We start from the raw sequence: 3,336 nt of genomic DNA, 5'->3' as shown, positions 1-3,336 counted from the left end.
TCTCAAAAATTGTCTATAAAATCTCTAAAATGAAGGAGGGTTTATTTATAGATCAATCGCAATTTATACTGGGGGAAACTCCCAAAAGTATTTTCGATAAAACCAAGAATAGCGCATTAGAAATCCTAACCCATGCATTTAAACAATCGAATACTTTTTACACGAAACGAATCGATGCACAACTTTCAGATCGTTCAAATGAAGAAGTTTTCTTAAAAAAGTTAGTTGCTTTTTTAATCAGTGCCTATAAAATAGATGCTATTTATTTATTAAGTACCAAAAGTTTAATTAATTCAAACAGTAACGATACGTATAAATTCAATCTGCTTTTACTTTCGCCAACACTTCGCATCCAACAACACGATGCGCTTGTTCAAAAGGTCTCTAATCATTTCAAAGGGAAGGTAGAAGTGTTTTGTTTAATTCATACGTTGGAATGGCTTCAAAAAAACGAAAATAAATACCAACTCTTTTTTAATAAATTCATGGTATTTCATAATGTTTTGTATTTGAAAAATAACTTAGTTATAAATAAAAAGCTTGTTGAAACCACTAATACCAAACAATTACAAAAGCTGTATTTGAAAGAGCGATTAGCCTATATTTCGCCTTGGTTTACTGCTTTTCAAAAACAAGATTTAGTATACCAAAGCGGACATGTTTTACTACTTAAAAATATCTTGCAACAGTTAATCCTTGGACTTTTATATCAAAAGCTACAATACATTCCGGCTATATACAGTTGCAGATATTTGATGCAATTATTCCAAGCCCTGTTACCTGAAATATACAATAAATGTATCGATTCTATTGAAGTTCAAAAAATACTTCATTCGTTGAGCACACCGATAGATTTCCTTCCTAATATCGATCCAAAAGAACAAAATATTGATCAATTAGCTTGTGCAAAAACCTTAGGTCTTTGTCAAAAGCTGTTTAATGAAATACAGATTACGAACAATTAAAACAATAGAATTATGAATATTCAAGAAAAAGAATTCAGTAAAACAGTTCGTTTACCAGATGAATTGAACTGTAAATTAGAAAAAAGTATTCGTACTAATGAAATTCAAACCATTTGGTTTGATAAAACCGCTCGTACGGAGTATCACATTTTATGGTTAAAAGTGAAAGATAAAAAAGAAATTGAAAAATCATTTTCTGTAGATTTCCAAAACGCTATTTTAAAAGAAAATCAAATTTTAATCATCTTTCTTGATAAGAAAGACTTTGAATATTCTCAGAATTTTAACAATTTTATACTCGCTCATTTACTAAGCTTTGATAATTGCTTATACAGTACCGAAGAAATAAGATTAAGTACTTACTTAGGACAAAGCGATTTAAAAAGTTTAATTAATAGTTATGAAGACAAATACCTAATGTTAAAAAAAATGAGTGATGAATTCATACAAGAAGAACAACACGGAGCATGGTTATTTATGATAAAAGCATTTGCGAATGATATTACTTATTTAGAACTCATGCTTTTCGGAACTTCATTTGCAACCAAAACAATTACCCAACGGTTGTTGATTCTAGAGCGCTTTATTCCAGAAGTAAAAAAGCCTTTGTAAAAAAAAATGAAACAACCTACTATTTAATTGACTACATCACTTCCGACGACGATTTTGGTTTCTACGACGAATATGGAAGAAGCTTTAAAGTTGTTCAAAAGAAATTACATAAACTAGTACATCAAAATATTAAACGATATACAGAGAAATATAATCAATTCCCATTACTAAGAGCAGAAAAAACTACCGAAGTTTTTAATCATGAATTAATGAACCATAAAGCTTTAAATCAATTGAAAAAGTTTGATGAGGTGGAAGAGCTGTTTATATTCCATCAAATTACAACTTTTAATAATAATCAACTATATGAACATTTTTATGTATTTGTGGTATTAAAACAGAAAGCAACAAAAGATTTAAAAACATATTTGCAACACATAGAACAAAATCCAATTGAAAATGTTCGTATAACCTCCGTTTATCATACGCGTTATCAAATTCAGCATCATACGTACGATTATCAATTGTTTTTTAATAAAACAATGAAATCCAAGAATAAGATTTACAGCTCTGGATATCATCCTAAAATTCATTGGTATAAGAAAAGAGCAACTTATTTAGATGATTTAAAACATTTTTACAATTACAATAAGCAGTGTTATAACAACAATATAAAACCAATATTTGAGAATAATAAATGCGAAAAATACTTTTTAAAACAAGTCGTATCTAAATTTTTAGTGAATCATTTACAAACGTTTGTTTTTTCTGAAACGCTTTACAAACCTCGATCAAAAAATCTCATAACACTTTGGCATTTAATGATTTTTGCACATAGTGCATTACTTGAGAAATTTTCTACTACCGAAATAAATCAGCTTACTTCCTTATTTCAAAAACTACAAAATGAATTTATAAAAGAAGGTCAATTGCTATTAGACGACCCCACCTGTACCTTAATAGATAAGTATGTTACCACATTATTTTCCCACCTTCAATCTTCAAATGAATTTTAAAACTAGAAATCATGAAAAATTCTAAAATCCCCCTACATGCAGAAACATGGCAAAGTGAGACAATTAAATGTCCTTTGGAACTTATTTATGCTTTTTTTGAATATACAAATCCAGTTATAGTAAAGAATTGCTTAACCAAAATGTTGAAAAACGCAATAAATGAAAAATGTAAACCATATAAAAATCCAGAAGAATCCCTTTTTATATTTAACTTACTTCGTTCAATGATACGTGCAGCGTATAAGATGTATTGTAAACCAAATAAATATTTTAGTTCTGATGTAATGAAATCGTTTGATACCAATACGTATCATTTATTCATTGGTAATTTGGCTTATAAAGAATATATAAATCTATATTTCTTATTTAAAAGTGTTTTTAAAGAACAATCCCTTCAGCAAATTGAAAATGATTTGGCTGATATTACAGAACATGTTATAGGTAAATGTGCAAGCCCTCCATCTGACAAAATTTGTATTTCATTTATCAACATCAATAGGTTGTTAGATGCGTGTTGGTTAATTTGTAATCGGAAAAAAAATATTGAAGATGTGTGAGTTAACTTTAGAATCATATTACTGGACGGAAGATAAGGTAGAATGTCCGTATGAACTTTTAGTTTTATTAAAGGAACAAGCGAATATGGGTTATTTTCATAGACAATTAAATAATTATTGCTTGTATTCCTTAAGTCATGTAATGTATGATAAAAAAAGAGTTTCAGAGGTTATCTATGATGCAGTTGTTTTTCAGTCTATTATAAAAATTGCATACAAAATTTTTCAAAATCCAGAGGAATTTAA

The 3,336-nt window shown here is 28.3% G+C and carries 4 protein-coding genes and 1 pseudogene; all 5 read left to right on the top strand.

Features of this window, described 5'->3' with window-relative positions; all coding sequences use genetic code 11:
- Positions 1 to 965: hypothetical protein (locus EG240_RS16180; protein WP_203229336.1), on the top strand; the 965-nt coding region annotated here is incomplete at its 5' end.
- 12 nt (positions 966 to 977) lie between these two features.
- Positions 978 to 1,577, top strand: coding sequence for a hypothetical protein (locus EG240_RS16175; RefSeq protein ID WP_125020362.1), 600 nt, complete (start codon positions 978 to 980; stop codon positions 1,575 to 1,577).
- A gap of 209 nt (positions 1,578 to 1,786) precedes the next feature.
- A complete protein-coding gene (locus EG240_RS16170; protein WP_125020361.1) occupies positions 1,787 to 2,533 on the top strand; it encodes a hypothetical protein in 747 nt (248 codons plus the stop codon).
- Positions 2,534 to 2,544: 11 nt separating this feature from the next.
- Entirely contained in the window at positions 2,545 to 3,090 is a 546-nt protein-coding gene (locus EG240_RS16165) for a hypothetical protein (RefSeq protein WP_125020360.1), read from the top strand.
- A pseudogene (locus tag EG240_RS16160) lies at positions 3,083 to 3,336 on the top strand (hypothetical protein); the annotation flags it as partial. The gene EG240_RS16165 and the pseudogene EG240_RS16160, both read left to right, overlap by 8 nt.

The sequence above is a fragment of the Paenimyroides tangerinum genome (assembly GCF_003865405.1).
GTDB classification, from domain to species: Bacteria; Bacteroidota; Bacteroidia; order Flavobacteriales; family Flavobacteriaceae; genus Flavobacterium; species Flavobacterium tangerinum.
This window is presented reverse-complemented; position numbering and strand designations above follow the sequence as displayed.

Bases quoted from the DNA above. Each gene is read 5' to 3' on its own strand.
- EG240_RS16175 (WP_125020362.1), top strand. From the start codon at position 978: ATGAATATTCAAGAAAAAGAATTCAGTAAAACAGTTCGTTTACCAGAT.
- EG240_RS16170 (WP_125020361.1), top strand. From the start codon at position 1,787: ATGAACCATAAAGCTTTAAATCAATTGAAAAAGTTTGATGAGGTGGAA.
- EG240_RS16165 (WP_125020360.1), top strand. From the start codon at position 2,545: ATGAAAAATTCTAAAATCCCCCTACATGCAGAAACATGGCAAAGTGAG.